The organism is bacterium (genome assembly GCA_040755795.1).
GTDB lineage: Bacteria > UBA9089 > CG2-30-40-21 > CG2-30-40-21 > SBAY01 > JBFLXS01.
The window spans coordinates 1-12,494 of sequence record JBFLXS010000011.1; the positions used below are offsets into that span (position 1 = coordinate 1).

18 protein-coding genes are annotated in these 12,494 nt (G+C 35.7%); all 18 read left to right on the top strand.

All coding sequences use genetic code 11. The features are described 5' to 3' along the window. Positions 1 to 161 precede the first annotated feature (161 nt). The gene (locus AB1414_01655) at positions 162 to 539 is read left to right on the top strand and encodes a DUF5618 family protein (protein ID MEW6606145.1); all 378 of its coding nucleotides are present in this window, start codon (positions 162 to 164) and stop codon (positions 537 to 539) included. A 425-nt stretch (positions 540 to 964) separates the two neighbouring features. Continuing rightward, positions 965 to 2,143 carry an NADH dehydrogenase (quinone) subunit D gene (gene nuoD / locus AB1414_01660; GenBank protein MEW6606146.1) on the top strand — a complete coding sequence of 393 codons (1,179 nt, stop codon included), beginning with the start codon at positions 965 to 967 and terminating at the stop codon, positions 2,141 to 2,143. A gap of 181 nt (positions 2,144 to 2,324) precedes the next feature. After that, positions 2,325 to 2,516: a hypothetical protein gene (locus AB1414_01665; protein MEW6606147.1), complete on the top strand. Its 192-nt coding sequence runs from the start codon at positions 2,325 to 2,327 to the stop codon at positions 2,514 to 2,516. A gap of 1 nt (position 2,517) precedes the next feature. Beyond that, on the top strand, positions 2,518 to 2,784 hold the full coding sequence (locus AB1414_01670; GenBank protein MEW6606148.1) for a type II toxin-antitoxin system RelE/ParE family toxin: 267 nt from the start codon (positions 2,518 to 2,520) through the stop codon (positions 2,782 to 2,784). A 77-nt stretch (positions 2,785 to 2,861) separates the two neighbouring features. Next, positions 2,862 to 3,134: a hypothetical protein gene (locus AB1414_01675; GenBank protein MEW6606149.1), complete on the top strand. Its 273-nt coding sequence runs from the start codon at positions 2,862 to 2,864 to the stop codon at positions 3,132 to 3,134. Positions 3,135 to 3,146: 12 nt separating this feature from the next. Further along, positions 3,147 to 5,660 carry an NADH-quinone oxidoreductase subunit NuoG gene (gene nuoG, locus AB1414_01680; GenBank protein ID MEW6606150.1) on the top strand — a complete coding sequence of 838 codons (2,514 nt, stop codon included), beginning with the start codon at positions 3,147 to 3,149 and terminating at the stop codon, positions 5,658 to 5,660. A 12-nt stretch (positions 5,661 to 5,672) separates the two neighbouring features. Further along, on the top strand, positions 5,673 to 6,104 hold the full coding sequence (locus tag AB1414_01685; GenBank protein MEW6606151.1) for a hypothetical protein: 432 nt from the start codon (positions 5,673 to 5,675) through the stop codon (positions 6,102 to 6,104). A gap of 16 nt (positions 6,105 to 6,120) precedes the next feature. Then, positions 6,121 to 6,552, top strand: a complete 432-nt coding sequence (locus AB1414_01690; GenBank protein ID MEW6606152.1) for a CBS domain-containing protein — start codon at positions 6,121 to 6,123, stop codon at positions 6,550 to 6,552. 138 nt (positions 6,553 to 6,690) lie between these two features. After that, entirely contained in the window at positions 6,691 to 7,131 is a 441-nt protein-coding gene (locus AB1414_01695; protein ID MEW6606153.1) for an NADH-quinone oxidoreductase subunit I, read from the top strand. A gap of 92 nt (positions 7,132 to 7,223) precedes the next feature. Then, positions 7,224 to 7,511 (top strand): nucleotidyltransferase domain-containing protein, encoded by a 288-nt coding sequence (locus tag AB1414_01700; protein ID MEW6606154.1) that lies wholly within the window; start codon positions 7,224 to 7,226, stop codon positions 7,509 to 7,511. After that, a complete protein-coding gene (locus AB1414_01705; protein MEW6606155.1) occupies positions 7,508 to 7,972 on the top strand; it encodes a hypothetical protein in 465 nt (154 codons plus the stop codon). Before AB1414_01700 ends, AB1414_01705 begins: the two co-directional genes overlap by 4 nt. Before the next feature lie 2 nt (positions 7,973 to 7,974). After that, entirely contained in the window at positions 7,975 to 9,042 is a 1,068-nt protein-coding gene (gene nuoH, locus AB1414_01710; GenBank protein ID MEW6606156.1) for an NADH-quinone oxidoreductase subunit NuoH, read from the top strand. Between the two features lies 1 nt (position 9,043). After that, positions 9,044 to 10,222 carry an AAA family ATPase gene (locus AB1414_01715; GenBank protein MEW6606157.1) on the top strand — a complete coding sequence of 393 codons (1,179 nt, stop codon included), beginning with the start codon at positions 9,044 to 9,046 and terminating at the stop codon, positions 10,220 to 10,222. Then, positions 10,223 to 10,699: a hypothetical protein gene (locus AB1414_01720; GenBank protein ID MEW6606158.1), complete on the top strand. Its 477-nt coding sequence runs from the start codon at positions 10,223 to 10,225 to the stop codon at positions 10,697 to 10,699. A 12-nt stretch (positions 10,700 to 10,711) separates the two neighbouring features. After that, positions 10,712 to 11,215, top strand: a complete 504-nt coding sequence (locus AB1414_01725) for an NADH-quinone oxidoreductase subunit J (GenBank protein ID MEW6606159.1) — start codon at positions 10,712 to 10,714, stop codon at positions 11,213 to 11,215. A 110-nt stretch (positions 11,216 to 11,325) separates the two neighbouring features. After that, positions 11,326 to 11,625, top strand: coding sequence for a nucleotidyltransferase domain-containing protein (locus tag AB1414_01730; GenBank protein MEW6606160.1), 300 nt, complete (start codon positions 11,326 to 11,328; stop codon positions 11,623 to 11,625). Continuing rightward, on the top strand, positions 11,567 to 12,097 hold the full coding sequence (locus AB1414_01735; GenBank protein MEW6606161.1) for a hypothetical protein: 531 nt from the start codon (positions 11,567 to 11,569) through the stop codon (positions 12,095 to 12,097). Before AB1414_01730 ends, AB1414_01735 begins: the two co-directional genes overlap by 59 nt. Positions 12,098 to 12,182: 85 nt before the next feature. Then, complete coding sequence (gene nuoK / locus AB1414_01740) at positions 12,183 to 12,488, top strand: NADH-quinone oxidoreductase subunit NuoK (GenBank protein ID MEW6606162.1); 306 nt, start codon at positions 12,183 to 12,185, stop codon at positions 12,486 to 12,488. Positions 12,489 to 12,494 lie beyond the last annotated feature (6 nt).

Sequence of the window (12,494 nt, forward strand, 5' to 3'; positions counted from 1 at the left end):
AAGTTGCAAAAAAATCATCAGGCTTTTGAGCCTAATTTTGCCATCTTTGAGCAAAATAAACAGATTGATAAGGATAAAGAGAACTTTAGATAACCTCAATAGTAGCATAAAATTTACGAAAGTCCAGTTTAAGTAGTTTAAAATAAAGGAGATATGAAAAAATGAAGGAGTCATTAAGGTATTTAAATAATGCAAAGGAGATATTAAAATCTATTCCCATAGAAGATAATACCTATCTTGATATTAAGCCTGTCCGAGAGGCTTTTGCCACAGCATATCTGGCCATTCTTGAGGCAATAAACGAATATCTGATTGAAAAAAAGCAGATGACAAAGAAAGAGATTCCAAAGTCAGTGGATGGATATAGAGAAGCATTAAGAAAGCATCTGGCTATTCATAATGGAAAGTTGATGAGGGAGTTTGAAATGCTTTATGATGCTTTGCACATAGCAGGTTATTATAGAGGACTTATTTATAATACCCAGGCAGTCAAGGAGTATTTTAAGGCTGCAAAGGATTTTATTGAAAAAATTGGATAGAAGATGAACCGACAGCAAGGGGAAAAGAGATTAAAAGGTAGAATCGGTTAAGGGAGAGAAAGGATGTATAATACATACATACTTACTGGACTTTCGTAAATTTTATGCTATTTCTAAAATTCTCTTTATCCTTATCAATCTGTTTATTTTGTTCAAAGAGGGCAAAATTAGGCTCAAAAGCCTGATGATTTTTTTGCAACTTATTCTTTGAAATTGAGTTGATAAAAAATGCTTTACCTATTTTCTTCCTTTTGTGTCCTTTGCATTATTACTTTGTGCCCTTTGTGGTTTATCCTTTTTTAACCGCAAAGAACGCAAAGATTAAAGGTAAAAGGAATCATAGAAAATTCACGAAACTCCAGATTATATAAAAGGGCTAAATATTTAAAAAAATTTAAACCCATACGATAAAACAGGAGATAAAAATGCCTGATACTCAAGAATTAACAATTAATATGGGTCCTCAACACCCAAGCACGCATGGTGTTTTGCGCCTGGTGTTAAATTTAGATGGGGAAATTATTACCAAAATTACTCCACATATCGGTTATTTACATCGCGGGATAGAGAAAATGGCGGAAAATATGACCTATGCCCAATTCCTGCCGATAACAGATAGACTGGATTATTTAGCCCCTGTTTCCAATAACCTGGCTTATTGTTTAGCCGTAGAAAAATTGCTAGGATTGGAAATTCCAAAACGAGCAAGTTATATACGGGTCATCCTGACTGAGTTAAATCGAATTGCCAGTCATTTAGTCTGGATTGGCACTCATGCCCTTGACATTGGTGCTTATACCCCGTTTTTATATGCCTTCCGTGAAAGAGAGGCAATCCTGGATATTTATGAATTATTCTGTGGAGCAAGATTCACTACCTCCTGTTTTAGAATAGGTGGTTTACCACAAGATATACCCACAGGATTTGTTGAAAAGGTAGAAAAATTTGTTAAGATATTCCCCAAAAAAGTTGATGAATATGAGGCTTTATTGACTAAAAATGAGATTTGGCTCCGCAGAACTCAATTTGTAGGCATCATCTCTAAAGAAGATGGGATTAATTATAGCCTTTCTGGCCCTTCATTGCGAGGTAGCGGTGTTCAATGGGATATTCGTAAGGCAGAACCTTATTGCGTCTATGATGAGTTTGAGTTCGATATTCCTACGGGTAGAGGGATTGGGGATGTGTATGACCGATATTTGGTGCGAATGGAAGAGATGCGGCAAAGCTGTAAAATTGTCCAGCAGGCAATCACAAAAATTCCAGAAGGCGATTTTATTGTCAGAGAGGCAAAAATTGTTCCGCCACCCAAAGAACGAGTATTGACCGACATCGAGGCACTTATCCACCATTTTAAATTGGTTATAGAAGGGTTTAAACCACCAAAAAGAGCGGTTTATGCCTCCATTGAAGCACCAAAGGGTGAACTTGGATTTTACATTGTTTCTGATGGCTCAAACAAACCATATCGTTTGAAAATCCGTCCACCATCTTTTGCCAATTTACAGTCTATTGACAAGATGATTGAAGGTGGAATGATGGTTGCAGATGTCGTTGCTATCATCGGCAGCCTGGACATTGTTTTAGGGGAGATAGATAGGTAATGAATAAGACTAAGAGTCTGCTGGATGGAGATTAAATGAGATCAGTGCGAACAAAAATGTCAAAATTTACACCTTGTGAAAGTGATACAGATATTTACGAAGCACTCAGAGAAGTGAGAAAAGAAAGATATGTTAACCGCAGTAAGTGATACTAATCTGTTTAAAATAAAGAGGTGATAAAATGGTAGTAATTGGAGGAGCAAAGGTTAAAGAAATGATAAAGGAAGCAGTGAAGGATGCTTTGGAAGAAGAAGTGACTAGATTACGGTTATCACTTGTTCCTTATATTTCTGATGAAGAACAAGAAGAAATAGAAAACTTCTATGAAGAACCTTCAAAAGAAATTACAAGAAGTTTAATTTTTGGAGGATAAAGTGTGGAGAATAGACTTAAGTAAAGAGGTAGATAAATTTGTCAACAAACAAGGAATAAGTGATGAGGAAATAGCAAAAATCATAAGAAGATTTATAAGTTATTGTAAGGGGATGGATATAAATATTGATGTTAAAAAGATGAAGGGCAAGTGGGAAGGATTCCACAGGATAAAAATGGGTAAGATAAGAATCATATTGAAGATCAACTTTAAAGAACAAAGCATATTTATAGATAGAATAGATTATCGAGGACAAGCATACAAATAAGGAATATACAGAATTTTGGAAAGGTAGAGAGGTTGCTGGTAGATAAAGGACATAAAACTTACGGGAGGTAATTTCAATTGACGGTTACAAGTAAGGATGTGGCACAAAAATTAATAGATTATCTCTACCATCGGCTTACCTTAGAGGAATTAGTAAATTGGGCAGAGTCAATGATGATGGAATCTGAATTTGATAAGGTAAATTTTGATACCTTACGGGAAATCATTAGCCGTTTAGGACTAAGTGATGTGAAGGCATTTGGAATTACCTGGGAGGATTGTGAAGAATTTTTAAACCGTTTAGGATACGGTGTGACTGTAACCGTTCAAAAAAGATTAGTTTCTGTATAATAAGGTAAAGAAATGTTAAGTTTAACTATTGACGAAAAAGAAATACAGGTAGAAGAAGGAACAACAATCCTTGAGGCTTGCGAAAAAGCAGGAAGTCATATTCCAACACTTTGCTATGATAAAAGACTTTTGCCTTTTGGTGCCTGCCGAATTTGTATTGTCGAGGTAGAAGGAACAAGACAAAAATTCACCCCTTCCTGCACGACACCAGCAACTAATGGGATGGTAATAAAAACTACCTCTGCGGATATTATCAAGGCGAGAAAGACTATTTTGGAACTCTTGCTGATTAATCATCCTCTGGATTGCCCGGGTTGTGATAAAGCCGGTGAATGCCAATTACAGGATTTAGTCTATGAGTATGGCGTCGCAGAAAATAGGTTTAAAGGTGAAAAATCAAGATTGCCAATAGACCATCAGAGTCACCTTATCGAACGCAATCTAAATCGTTGTATCCTGTGTGGTAAATGTGCCCGGATTTGTGATGAATTACAGGATGTAGCCGAGGTTAGCTTTGTTAATCGTGGCATTAGAGCTAAAATAGGCACAGATTTTGACCGAGCTCTGAATTGTGAATTTTGTGGCCAGTGTATTGATATTTGCCCGGTTGGGGCGTTGACTTCTAAACTTTTTAAATATAAAGCCCGACTCTGGGAATTACAAAATGTTCAGACTATTTGCCCATTTTGTAGTGTCGGCTGTCATATTAACCTCGGAATTAAAGATAATAAAATATTTCAAGCAACAAGTAATGGTGGGAATCTATGCAGTAAAGGTAGGTTTGGTTTTGAATATGTTCATAGCCAACAAAGACTTACAATGCCTTTAATTAAAAAAGATGACCAATTGATTGAGGCAAGTTGGGAAGAGGCACTTGATTTAATCGCTAAAAAATTTAAAGAAATTCCGGCTAATAATTTAGCTGGACTTTGTGGTAGTCGCCTGACAAATGAAGAAGTTTATCTCTTCCAGAAACTTATGCGTGCGGGCTTACAAACTAATAATATTGATAATGCCGGCGGCTACGCTTACGCAGGGCTTATGGGATTAAAACAATCTTTAGGCTCTGCCGGGATGACAATCTCTCTTTCGGATATTGACAAAGCAGATTGTATTGTGCTTCTAAGATGTGACCTTTCAGAAACCCATCCGACAATTGGTATAAAGGTTAATCTTGCGGTTAAAAGAAATGAGGCTAAATTAATCATCATAAATCCGAAAAATATAAAAATGAGCAAACTTCCAAACCTCTCCCTAATCCACCATCCAAAAACTGAAATTGCCTTGCTCAATAGCATCATTAATGTCCTGATAAATGAGGGATTGGTAGATAAGGATTTCATTTCAAAACATACTGAAGGATTTGGTGAACTGAAAAAATCAGTTGAAAAATATACCCCCGAGGAAGTGTCAAAGATAACCGGGATAGATAAAGAACTCATTAAGAATGCCGCTAAGACTTATGGTAATTCACAAAAAACGATTATTTTGATTTCTACTGGTTTAAATTTACCTGGCGAGGAAGTCAAATTAGCTCAATCTGCCGCAAATCTTGCACTACTTACTGGAAATTCAGGGAAAGAAGGTGCAGGAATAGGAATCTTACTTGAAAAAAATAATTCTCAAGGCACAGTAGATATGGGGGCAATATCAGGATTTTTACCCGGTTATCAGGAAATAACAGATTACAAAACAAGAGAAAAATTCGAACAGGTTTGGAATGTGAAATTACCATCTTTTAGAGGACTATCTGCCTTAGAAATATTAGAAAAAGGTAAGGTAAAAGGGCTTTATATTGTGGCAGAAAATCCAATTGAAACTTACCCTGATTCAGACCAGACTAAACAGGCTTTAGAATCCCTGGAGTTTTTAGTTGTTCAGGATATGTTTTTAACCCAAACGGCTAAATTAGCCGATGTCGTCTTACCTGCCTGTTCTTTTGCCGAAAAAGAAGGGACTTTTACCAATGTTGAGGGGAAGGTGCAAAAATTGAATATGGCATTGTCCCCAATAGGTGAATCTAAATCAGACCTTGAAATATTTATAACATTATCAAAATTATTAGGTTATGAAATGAATTACTCTAATTCAGCAGAGGTAATGGATGAAATAAAGAGACTTATGCCCGAAGACAAACGAACTGAAAAACTTAAATGGAAGTTTGTGCCACAAACATTTGAAAAATTGCCCGTAGAAGACAAATATTATCCATTTTTATTACTAACAGGGCATACCCATTTTCATTCTGGCTCAATGTCTGGAAAATCACCCGCATTGATGGAGGTTTGTCAGGAGCCGCTTGTCGAAATAAATCCAGAAGATGCTAAAGCATTAGAGATTGAAAATGGAGAATTAGTCAAGGTCAGTTCGCGAGAAGCAGGGATTGAATTAAAAGTTAAAATTAACCATCAATCTCCAAAGGGTGTGATTTTTATACCACATCACCCAGGTAAAAATGTTTTGAGTTTAATTAAAAAAGACTATTTAGGTCCTACGCGAGTGCGGATTGAAAAGATAGAAGGCTAAAAGGAGGAAAGAATGAAGAAAATATTGAGTTTGGTAGTCTTGGGAATATTTTTAAATCATCCAGCATACGCAGATTTGAGTAAGCAGGATGTTGAGGAAATAAGAAAGATTATAAAGGAGGAGATTCAACATATAGATAAACGGATAGAAGGTGTAGATAAACGGATAGAAGGTGTAGATAAACGGATAGACGATTTAAGGCAAGAGATGAATACCAGAATAGATGATTTAAAGGATTTAATGCTTACGGGATTTGGTATCCTTTTTGCAGGAATGTTTGCTCTTGTTGGTTTTGTCATCTGGGATAGGAGGACAGCTCTTGCCCCTGCTGTCAAAAGGGTAAAAGAACTTGAGGAAAGGGAAGATAGACTTGAGAAGGCGATTAAAGAGTTCGCATGGAAAGAGCCAAGGCTTGCTCAGGCTTTAAGATCAGTTGGACTTTAAATATAGGAGGTAAATTATGAGAGACTTAAAATCTATAAAGGTAAAGGATGTAATGGTCAGAGGGGTATTGATTATCCCGGAAAGTGCCTCAGTATCTCAAGCAGTTAGAGTAATGGCGGATAATAAGGTCAGCGGACTGGCAGTTACATCTTCTCAAGAAGGATTAATCGGCGTTTTATCCGAAACAGATGTTGTCAAGGTATTTGGTGAGGATTTAATTAAAGTTAAAGTTAAAGATATTATGACAAAAGGGGTAATTGCTATTGATAAAGAGGAAACTCTGGAGAATGCCTGTCAGATAATGCGTCAGAAAAAAATACATCGGTTACTCATCCAGGAAGAGGTAAAAGGTGTCTATGGAAAGGAAGGGGAGACAAAAAAGTTTCCGGCAGGATTACTTTCTATATCTGACATTGTCAGGGTATTGGCTGAAAGTCAAAAGGGATAAAAATTAGTAATTGGTAATTTAGTTACCATTTAACCAATTACTAAATAGGGCTTCACGAAATTAAATGTAAGTAACGGATAACTAATTACCAGTTACCAGTTACCAATTATCAACAATATAAGGGTGGTAAATTAAAGGATGCGACAGAATATAATTATCTCAATTAAAGAACTTATAAAAGGATTATGCGTCACTTTTGGACATTTATTTGTTAAGTCGGTTACCTTGCAATATCCACGACAACGCTGGATTGTAGCCGATAGATACCGTGGATTGGAAAGATTAACCATAGATGAGAAAGGCGAGGAACGATGTGTAGGCTGTTGCCTTTGTGCTCAGATGTGTCCTTCTCAGGCAATAAAAATTGTTACCGGTGAGGGAACAGATTATAACAAAGAGGTTATATCTTTTGAAATAAATATTGCCAGATGCCTGTTTTGTGGATTATGTGTCGAAGCCTGTCCGAAAAATGCCTTGACTATGAGTGGTGAGTATGAATTAGCGTGTTATCATCGAACGGGAATGATTTACACTAAAGAGCTTCTTTACCAACCACCAGAGGTGACGAAGTATAGATAAACCATAGACCAAAGACCATAGACAGATAGAGAGATATTACCTTTAAAATCTGATTTCTGTTTTCTGACTTCTGATAAATAAGGATAGGAACAATGAGAGTTTTAGCAGAACAGATAGATTTTCTTAAAAGGGAGATTTTGCTTCTTGTTCCAGATGCAGTAGTTTATCTTTTTGGCTCACGGGTAGATGACAAAAAAAAGGGTGGAGATATAGATATTATGATTCTATCTGACAGGAAAATAAGCTGGAAGGAAAAAGCCAAAATAAAATGGCGATATTTTGAGAAATTTGGCGAGCAAAAAATTGACATAGTATCTTCTATGTTTAACGAGAACAACCCGTTTAAAGAACTGGTTTTGCAGGAAGGGATAAAGCTGTGAGAACCGAAGCATTAATGAGAGAAGAGTTAAAAAAAGACCTTAATAGGCTGGATATGGCAGTTAAAATGTTGCAACATTCATTGCAGGAGTGTGAAAAAATTGGGATAAAGACAGGTTACTCTCTGGAAGAGCTTGATAGATTTGAAAGCCTTACTTCGAGATTTGCCAGAACAAGTGACATTTACACTCAAAAGATAATGAAGGGTATAATCCTTATTTTAAGAGAAGAAGCAAATACTTTTATAGATAGAGTAAATTTGTTTGAAAAACTGGAAATATCCTCTGCTGAAGACTTAAAATTGATAAGGGATTTAAGGAATGAAATCTCTCATGAATATAGGGTAGATGATATTACTGAAATATTTGAGGCTGTTATTGAATATAGCCACAAGTTGATAGAGATTATAGAAAAAACAAAGATGTTTGTTGAAACGAAAGGCGGAAAAATAACGGAGTTTTGAAGATGGAGTTGTTATTCAATACGCAAGAATTAATTGATAGAATCTATATTTTCTTACAAAAGTTATGCTGGGATTATAATATCCCATTTATTGTATTAACTGTGGGAATTATGGTTATCGTGGCAGGAATACTTGCTGGATTTGTGGCAGTTAATACGATGATGTTAGTTTTAGCCGAACGCAAAATAGCCGCTCATATCCAGGATAGACTGGGACCAATGCGGGTTGGATTTCACGGCATTTTACAAACTGTAGCGGATGCTATTAAACTCGTCTTGAAGGAAAATTTAATGCCTAAGGTAGCGGACAAAGTTATGTTTTTCCTGTCACCGATAATCGTCTTTTTCCCGGCGATAATGTGTTATGTGGTTCTTCCCTGGTCACCTGGAATTATCGTTAGAGATTTGAATCTTGGGCTATTATATCTTTTAGCCGTGAGTAGTATTGGAAGTATTGGAATAATTATGGCTGGTTGGTCATCGGGTAATAAATATTCATTACTTGGTGGGATGCGAAGTGCGGCTCAGGTGGTAAGTTACGAAGTCGCAATTGTGTTATCTCTCTTAGGGATAGTAATGCTCGCTGGTTCTTTAAAAATGGGCGATATAGTTGATGCCCAGAGAAATATCTGGTATATCTGCTATCAACCACTTGGCTTTTTACTTTATTTAATTGCGGCTACGGCTGAGTGTAATCGTGCTCCATTTGACATTCCTGAGGCAGAGTCTGAATTAGTTGCTGGATTTCATACCGAATATGGTGGGATAAAATTTGCCATGTTTTTCTTAGCTGAATACGCTAATATGTTTGTAGTCTCGGCAGTTTGTGCTACTTTGTTTTTAGGCGGTTGGCAGGGAATACCCGCTCTACCTCTTACTTTACCTCCAATTCTATGGTTTTTAATTAAGACCTACGCCATTGTATTTGTTATGATGTGGTTCAGATGGACTTATCCCAGGCTACGAGTAGACCAACTAATGACCTTTGGCTGGAAATTCCTAGTCCCACTTGGATTTATTAATATATTTATTACCGGCTTGGTGATGGTATTTAGTTCACGAGGTATTTAAAATGTTAAAGGGCATTGAAATTGAAAATTTAAGGTCTATTAAGAAACAGGTAGTTCAGATTGCTCCGATAACGCTACTTTACGGTCCAAATGGCTCTGGAAAATCAACTGTTATGCATACCCTGGCAATTCTTAAAAATATTGTTCTTAATCCTAATCAAACTACTGATAGCTTTTTTAATCTTGGATTTAGCAATTTTGGTGGATTTGAACAAATAGTGTTTAATCACGCTGTTGATGAACAGATTAAATTAGGAATTAGTTGTGAATATAATTCACAGGAGTTTTTTTATAGAATTAGTCTGGGTAAAAAAAATGGAAGATTCGGACTCGTAATTTTACCAGAGAATATTCTCCTTGACCTTGAGATAACATTCCCTTATTCTACAAATCAACAAGCAACTGTAAAGACAGAGGGATTTTCAATAACCTGGAATGGAATTCTTGCTCAAGTAGAAGGAATACCGATACAACATCTAAGCTCCTTTAAGGAGGAGTTAACCAGGATGCTTAATACTCATATAGAGATTCTCAGGAAAACTGATTTTGTCCATCTAAAACGGGGATTTTCAAAACCGCATTATGGAATAGTTCCCATTGTTCCTACAGTATTTACAGAAGATGAGGTAGCAACTCTTTTAGCCAATGAACCATATCTGGAAGGGGAAGTCAGTCATTATCTTGAACAAATCCTTCAAAAAGACTTGCGGGTCAAAATGATACCAGGAACTAATCTCTTCTGGCTTAATACCCTTGATAAAACTACCGGATTAACCACAGAATTAGTTAACGATGGATTTGGCATCAATCAAGTGGTCTATTTACTGGCAAAATGTCTTTATAGAGATACAGCGGTGGTATGTATTGAAGAGCCAGAAATTCATTTACATCCAAAGGCCTTAAGGAATCTTGCTTATGCCTTAATCCAGATGACTAAAGAATTAGAGAAAACTATTATTATCTCTACTCATAGTGAACATTTTGTGTTAGCCCTACTTAGCGCAGTAGCTAAAAAAGAACTTGAACAGGAGAAACTATCCTGCTATTTATGTACAAAAGATAACCGCGAGAGTAAATTTGAATATCAACAGGTAAATAGTAATGGACAAATTGAAGGAGGATTAACCTCTTTTATGGAAGGAGAGTTGGAAGACCTTAAGGATATTTTAGGAGTAGAATAGGTGAAAAATAGAGGCAGAATGAATATCGTTATCGATGAGTGGATGATTCATTTTATATCACCTAAAGAATCAACACCTGAAAAACAAAAAATGGTGTTTGAATTTTTACAGAAAGTTTTTAAAAAATGTGATAAATTCGTTACGATGAGAGGAGGAAAATTAGAGAAAAAAATATGGTGGATAGCAAAAGAATCAAGTAATTGGAGACCTGAAATCAGGAGCGTGGTAAAAAATTTTATAAATCAATTCTGGCTTAATAGTAAAAAATTCTGGCTACTTGAAGAAAATAATTTAATCCCACTATCTTTAGAGGTAAGACAAAAAATACCAGAAGATGATTTGTATTTAATTAAAGTTGCTATATCAACAAAAAGTTGTATTCTCACTACAGATAATAGATTGAAAGAAAAAATGGCTTCACAAAAAGAACTGTCTATTTATCTGGTAGATGAATTTCTTAAAAATTACGATTGTTAAAGGAGAGATTTAATGGAAGGCATAGGTAGTATAATTACATTTTATGTTTTGGCAGGAATAGCCGTAATTAGTGCTATTTTAGTGGTTAGCTTAAAAAGTCTGGTGCATTGTGTTGTTTCTTTAGCACTCTTACTCCTGACCGTAGCAGGATTATACATTACACTATGGGCAGAATTTATTGCCATTGTTCAGGTATTAATCTATGTGGGTGCGGTTATTGTCTTATTTCTATTCTTAATTATGTTGACTTATAGAATTTCAGACAAAGGTATAAAACAAAGCAATGAACAAAAGGGTATTTCAGCTACTTTAGCCGGACTTCTGTTATTCCTTTTAATCACGGTGCTGACGAAGACAACCTGGAATGTTACTCCCACTTCAGAAGTGGCTAATACTACCGCTAAAATTGGCAATTTGCTTTTAACTACCTATGTCTTTCCCTTTGAGTTAATTTCATTGGTATTATTAGCCTGTCTGATTGGTGCTATTGTCATTGCGAAAAAAGAAGATAATTAGCGGATTAGAAATTAGCAAATTAATGAGTTAGAGACTCTATAGACTATGATAACGATGAACCATAGGGCGGCTCTATTGAAGTGCAATAGAATCGGAAAGGGTCATAGAAATTGCGAATTAAAGAAGAGATATTAAAACTAATCAAAGAACTTGCCATAAAATATTTTGGCAAGGATTGCGAGGTAGCTATCTTTGGCTCCAGAATTGACAATACAAAAAGGGGTGGAGATATTGATATCTATATTGAAACCTCAATCGCACCGGAGATTATTGAAGCAAAGGCAAGATTCCTTGCAAACCTTGAAATCGCATTAGGAGACCAAAAAATAGATTTGGTGGTTAAAAAAAGAAATGAATCACGAAAAGAACCAATCTATAAATATGCAAAATCAACAGGGGTTAGAATATAATTTTAGTCAGGAGAGATTGAAGTTTTACATATCTATCTGTAACCTTCATAGGAAAAGACTTATTTCGGCTATAGATGTCCTCCAGCAGATAGTTCCTTTAAGTATAGAAAAATATGAGGAACTTACGGAGCAGGAAATCTCATATATAGACCAGATGTCATATCGTTTTGGCAAACTTCAGGATACCACAGGTAGATTATTAAAGATTTTACTGGTGAACCTTGGCGAAGATATAGAAAACAGCCCTTTTATTGATGTATTAAACAGAGCAGAAAAACTTAAGATAATTGAGAGTGCACAGGAATGGATTATACTTAGAAAATTGAGAAATATCCTTACCCATGAATACAGCGAAGAAGAAAAAGATATTGTAGATGGTATAAATAAACTCTTTGAAATATCTAATAGACTGTGCGAGATTTATAAAAAAATAAAAACTAACACAGAACAGCTTACTGAATTAGCAAATTAGGGGATGAGTAAATTAACAATTGATGATGGGGATTGAAGTTAATAATCATCAAACTAAAATCATTAAAAAGGAAGGATAAAAGACAATGACTTTATCGCACTACCTTATTCTATCGGCTATACTTTTTGCCATTGGAGTGTATGGTGCTTTAACTCGAAGAAATGCCATTGGCATACTTTTGTGTATTGAGATAATGTTAAATGCGGTCAATATTAACCTGGTTAGTTTCTCAAAATATATCACACCGCAAGAATTGACAGGTCAGATATTTACCATATTTACCATAACCATAGCCGCGGCAGAAGCCGCCGTTGGTTTGGCTATCATTATCGCTATCTATCGCCATATAAAAACAGTCAATGTGGAGAAGATAAATTTGATGAAGTGGTAAAAAGAG

What these genes read in the sequence shown, in the direction of transcription:
- AB1414_01725 (MEW6606159.1), top strand. Translation starts at nt 10,712, where the DNA reads ATGGAAGGCATAGGTAGTATAATTACATTTTATGTTTTGGCAGGAATA.
- AB1414_01715 (MEW6606157.1), top strand. Translation starts at nt 9,044, where the DNA reads ATGTTAAAGGGCATTGAAATTGAAAATTTAAGGTCTATTAAGAAACAG.
- AB1414_01690 (MEW6606152.1), top strand. Translation starts at nt 6,121, where the DNA reads ATGAGAGACTTAAAATCTATAAAGGTAAAGGATGTAATGGTCAGAGGG.
- AB1414_01665 (MEW6606147.1), top strand. Translation starts at nt 2,325, where the DNA reads ATGGTAGTAATTGGAGGAGCAAAGGTTAAAGAAATGATAAAGGAAGCA.
- nuoH (MEW6606156.1), top strand. Translation starts at nt 7,975, where the DNA reads ATGGAGTTGTTATTCAATACGCAAGAATTAATTGATAGAATCTATATT.
- AB1414_01695 (MEW6606153.1), top strand. Translation starts at nt 6,691, where the DNA reads ATGCGACAGAATATAATTATCTCAATTAAAGAACTTATAAAAGGATTA.
- AB1414_01700 (MEW6606154.1), top strand. Translation starts at nt 7,224, where the DNA reads ATGAGAGTTTTAGCAGAACAGATAGATTTTCTTAAAAGGGAGATTTTG.
- nuoD (MEW6606146.1), top strand. Translation starts at nt 965, where the DNA reads ATGCCTGATACTCAAGAATTAACAATTAATATGGGTCCTCAACACCCA.
- nuoK (MEW6606162.1), top strand. Translation starts at nt 12,183, where the DNA reads ATGACTTTATCGCACTACCTTATTCTATCGGCTATACTTTTTGCCATT.
- nuoG (MEW6606150.1), top strand. Translation starts at nt 3,147, where the DNA reads ATGTTAAGTTTAACTATTGACGAAAAAGAAATACAGGTAGAAGAAGGA.
- AB1414_01685 (MEW6606151.1), top strand. Translation starts at nt 5,673, where the DNA reads ATGAAGAAAATATTGAGTTTGGTAGTCTTGGGAATATTTTTAAATCAT.
- AB1414_01655 (MEW6606145.1), top strand. Translation starts at nt 162, where the DNA reads ATGAAGGAGTCATTAAGGTATTTAAATAATGCAAAGGAGATATTAAAA.
- AB1414_01735 (MEW6606161.1), top strand. Translation starts at nt 11,567, where the DNA reads ATGAATCACGAAAAGAACCAATCTATAAATATGCAAAATCAACAGGGG.